This is a genomic window from uncultured Campylobacter sp. (genome assembly GCF_963517995.1).
Classification (GTDB): domain Bacteria; phylum Campylobacterota; class Campylobacteria; order Campylobacterales; family Campylobacteraceae; genus Campylobacter_A.
Genome location: NZ_CAUQHQ010000180.1, coordinates 1 through 3788 on the forward strand (window position 1 = coordinate 1; position 3788 = coordinate 3788).

Sequence of the window (3788 nt, forward strand, 5' to 3'; positions counted from 1 at the left end):
GCTCCAGATATCGATACCACCACCTTTTCATAGCGAGTGCCGGCTATCCTCTGGGCATCTACTAAGGCGCTTTTTATTGATTTTGAAGCTAGTTCGATATTGGTTATTACGCCCTTTTTTATGCCCTGCGTTTTGGCATTTCCTATGCCGATTATCTTTAGACCCGTGTCGTCGTGTTGCGCTATGACGGCGCAAATTTGAACCGAGCCTACGTCGATACCTAAAATTTTAGTACTCAAATCAATACCTTTTTATTTTTTACTAACGTAATATTCTACTTTATATCTCTTGGCTAGCGCCGTACTCAAATCTCTCATCAGTTCGCTATTTTTTAGGTAGCTTGATTGCTGGGCGATGATGTCTTTATATTCGCTCTCTTTATCGCGATTGATTAAATTTTGCTCTAGTATTTCGTAAACCACGGCTTTATTATCAATCATTACGTAGTCTTTTTTAGCGCTTTTGCCAAATAACTTGCTAACAAATACGTTAAATTCCCCTTCCGTTAGTCCGCCTTGAGCTTTTATGGCGTCTCTGCCGATAAAGCCTATGTCAATGCCTTTAAAGCCGTTTTTAAGCAGTTCTTTCGCTTTAGCTTCCACTATTTCTTTAGTCTTTTGTTCTTTGTAAAGCTCTAAAATTTGCTCCCTAGCTTCTTCAAAACTCATTACTCTTGGAGCTATTACCTCTTTTACCTTTACTATCATATATCCATCGTCGTATTCAAACGGCTTTAGCGTTTCGCCGGTTTTGACGAGTTTTAGTTCATCTATAGGTAGACTCGCGTTATCTTCCAGAGTCGAGATAGTCGTGCCTGCTTCGCTTTCGCCCTTTTTAATTTTTAAATACTCTTCTAACGCGATTTTTTTAGTTTGTTTTAGGTTAAAGTCCTTTAAAACCTCGTCTTTAACTGCTTCAAAATCTTTTATTTTGTCGTCGCTACCTTTATACTCATTTTTATTTTCGTCATAAAACGCTCTTAACTCCGTAGCATTTGCTTCGCTGGTTATGGCCGGAATAAATTTAGTATCGAGCTTAAACTCCGTCATGGTTTTATACTCGTTTTTATGTTCTTCCCAGAGCGTTTTTACGGCATCTTCGTCTATTTTTATCTCATTGTCGTCGGCCTCTACGACTTGCATGGAGATTCTATCTTGCATTAAATAACTCGCCAAAAGCATATCGGTATCTTGCTTTTTGGTCGGGATATTTAGCGCGTGTCTTAGCTTGTCTAGCAGGATTACGTTTTTTAGGCTTTCTTCGTATTCGCTCTGAGGTATTCTAGCTCTTTTTAGCGTATTTTTATACAGCTCTTTATCAAATTTGCCGTTAGTATGGAAATTTTGATCAGCGATGATATATTTTACTATATCCTCGTCAATTACTCCAAGACCCAAATCATCGGCAAAATTTAAGAATAACGCATCGTTTACTAACGATTCTAAAGCCAAATTTTCAAGCTTAAGATTAGCGGCTTCTTCTTCGCTTAAATGTCCGTCGGCAAGCTGGCTATAATATGCGTGAAATTGTCCGTATTTATTTTGAAACTCTTGGATGCTTATATTTCTGTGTCCTACTTTTGCGACGGAGCCGGAGCGGCTCGCGTTGAGGTCATAGGCTCCCCAGCCCACGAAACCCGCCCCGACGAAAGCTATCGTGCTTATCCATATCGTCACGACAAGGTATTTTCTGTGTTTTTGCATCCAAGTTATCATTTAAATTTCCCTATGTAAATTTCATAAAAATTTTATGCAATATTTTACTTAAATTTCGTAAATATCACCTTAAAAACGAGGTTTGAAGGCAAAATTTTTAAGTCGCGATAATACAAACTAAACTTTGCCTAGTTATTTTGCGATTCGTAAGAATGCGCAATGCTTAGTAGCTTACAAGTATTCTCAAGGATCGCGACGTCTTTTGCCAGCTGATAAGGCGTCCTGCTATGCACGTATACGCCGTATCCTTTGATAACCATCACGTTAGTTTTATTTTCTAGCATATAGCGGTATATCTCGGTATCTGCGCGCTCGTACCAGTCCTCAAACTGCTTTGGATCGTATATGGGTATCTCGCTGCGTCTCATGTAGCCAAAGTAATCCCTCGGTCGTATAAAGGCGTGTCCTAGGGTGTATGCGGTTAGATAGTGCGGCATGGCGTAGCAGACGTATTTGGCCTCATTTATATTTTTATATATATTTAGATGGATATCCGCATCTATACTCGCGTCGTTCCAGCGGTAATCCCTTTTGGAATTTAGCATTATCAAGTCTTCTTCTCTAACGTTATCAAAAATCGTCGTTCTTTTGTTTATCAAAAAAGAATCATGCTGGATTCTAGCTGAAATAGAGCCGTGAAAGACGCCGAAAAAGTTCTTTCTAAACATCGAAAGAGCGATGTTGCTGATCTCGCTTGCGCAGTATTTTAAGTCCATTTTAACCTTTTATAAACTTTTTTTGTTATTATACACAAAAAATAAAGGCTAAATTTGAACTCCCCACACGTTCCCGTGTTGCTTGATGAAGTTTTGCAAGCTTTTGCGGATATAAAAAGCGGCGCAATTGTCGATTGTACGCTCGGATACGGCGGGCATTCCGGCGCGATTTTAGAGCAAAATCAAAACGTAAATTTGATAGCTTGCGATCAAGATGAAGAAGCGATCAAATTTAGCCTTGAAAGACTGAAAAAATTCGGTCAAAGAGCGCAAATTTTTAAGAGTAAATTTTCAGAAATTTTAGGTAAAGTAGAGCAGGGTCAAATTCGCGGTATCCTAGCCGATATCGGCGTTTCGTCGCTACAGCTAGATAAAAACGAGCGAGGATTTGGCTTAAAAAGCGAAAATTTAGATATGCGCATGGACGCGCAGGCTAAATTTTCGGCTTACGACGTAGTAAATTCTTATAGCGCAAAAGAGCTAGAGCGCATATTTGAGGACTACGGCGAGCTACCAAACCCCGCCAAATTTGCCGCTAAAATAGTAGAAGCCAGGCAAAACGGCGAGATAAAAAGCGCCGAACGCCTCGCGCAAATAATCGGTCTAAAGGGCGTAAACGGACGCAGCGTTAGCGCGGCGACGTTAGCTTTTCAGGCGATAAGGATAGAGGTAAATAATGAACTTGGCGAGCTGCAAAATTTGCTCCAAAGCATTGAGGATTCGCAGATCGACGAGTGCGTCGTGGCGATAATCAGCTTTCATTCGCTAGAAGATCGCATCGTAAAAAATAAATTTAGGCAGTGGGCGCAAAGCTGTATTTGTCCGTCGCAAGCTCTTAGATGCACGTGCGGAGGGGATAATGCGCTAGGTAAAATCGTAAGCAAAAAAGCTGTAACGCCAAGCGCTGCCGAGATCAAGGCAAATCCGCGCTCAAGCTGCGCAAAAATGAGGATTTTTAAAATTTCAAGAGGTAAAAATGCAAGATAAAAACGAGATTTCGGAGTTTGGCGGCGGCGAACCGAAAAAGGAGCAAAATTTAGACTTTAGGACGTTAGTATCGGCGTATGCAGCGCTTTTTATCGCGCTTGCTTTGTTTTTGCCAAAAATTTACATCACGAATCAAATTTATTACATCAGTCGCGAAATCGGCGATCTAAGCGGCAAACGCGACGTCTTGCTAGAAGAAAACAGAGAGCTTCGTCTAAAACTCGAGAGGATGAAATATAAAAATCAAATTTTAGATCCGCTTACCTTAAAATAGCTAATTTCCGGCCTCAGACTGCGCGACTAGGCGCTCTAGGACGTACTGCTCCAAGTCCTTGCGCGGGATTTCGTTTTTTACTGCTTCGTTGTAGAT

Annotated in this window: 4 protein-coding genes and 1 pseudogene; 2 read left to right on the forward strand and 3 right to left on the reverse strand. The window is 40.7% G+C overall.

Annotated elements, in window-relative coordinates; translation table 11 throughout:
- The 3 genes and pseudogenes from RYL88_RS12105 to RYL88_RS12115 form a co-directional block, all read right to left on the reverse strand.
- Window positions 1–239, reverse strand: a pseudogene (locus RYL88_RS12105) (cell division protein FtsA); the annotation flags it as partial.
- Between the two features lie 12 nt (window positions 240–251).
- On the reverse strand, window positions 252–1715 hold the full coding sequence (locus tag RYL88_RS12110; RefSeq protein ID WP_314991617.1) for a peptidylprolyl isomerase: 1464 nt from the start codon (window positions 1713–1715) through the stop codon (window positions 252–254).
- 128 nt (window positions 1716–1843) lie between these two features.
- Window positions 1844–2431 (reverse strand): class II aldolase and adducin N-terminal domain-containing protein, encoded by a 588-nt coding sequence (locus RYL88_RS12115; protein ID WP_295142398.1) that lies wholly within the window; start codon window positions 2429–2431, stop codon window positions 1844–1846.
- Window positions 2432–2485: 54 nt separating this feature from the next.
- Between RYL88_RS12115 and rsmH the strand changes: the two genes are divergently transcribed.
- Both rsmH and RYL88_RS12125 read left to right on the forward strand, forming a co-directional pair.
- Window positions 2486–3418 (forward strand): 16S rRNA (cytosine(1402)-N(4))-methyltransferase RsmH, encoded by a 933-nt coding sequence (gene rsmH / locus RYL88_RS12120; RefSeq protein ID WP_314991619.1) that lies wholly within the window; start codon window positions 2486–2488, stop codon window positions 3416–3418.
- A complete protein-coding gene (locus tag RYL88_RS12125; RefSeq protein ID WP_314991621.1) occupies window positions 3408–3692 on the forward strand; it encodes a hypothetical protein in 285 nt (94 codons plus the stop codon). The genes rsmH and RYL88_RS12125 overlap by 11 nt, the downstream gene beginning before the upstream one ends.
- Window positions 3693–3788: the final 96 nt, after the last annotated feature.

What these genes read in the sequence shown, in the direction of transcription:
- RYL88_RS12110 (WP_314991617.1), bottom strand. Translation starts at nt 1,715, where the DNA reads ATGATAACTTGGATGCAAAAACACAGAAAATACCTTGTCGTGACGATA.
- RYL88_RS12115 (WP_295142398.1), bottom strand. Translation starts at nt 2,431, where the DNA reads ATGGACTTAAAATACTGCGCAAGCGAGATCAGCAACATCGCTCTTTCG.
- RYL88_RS12125 (WP_314991621.1), top strand. Translation starts at nt 3,408, where the DNA reads ATGCAAGATAAAAACGAGATTTCGGAGTTTGGCGGCGGCGAACCGAAA.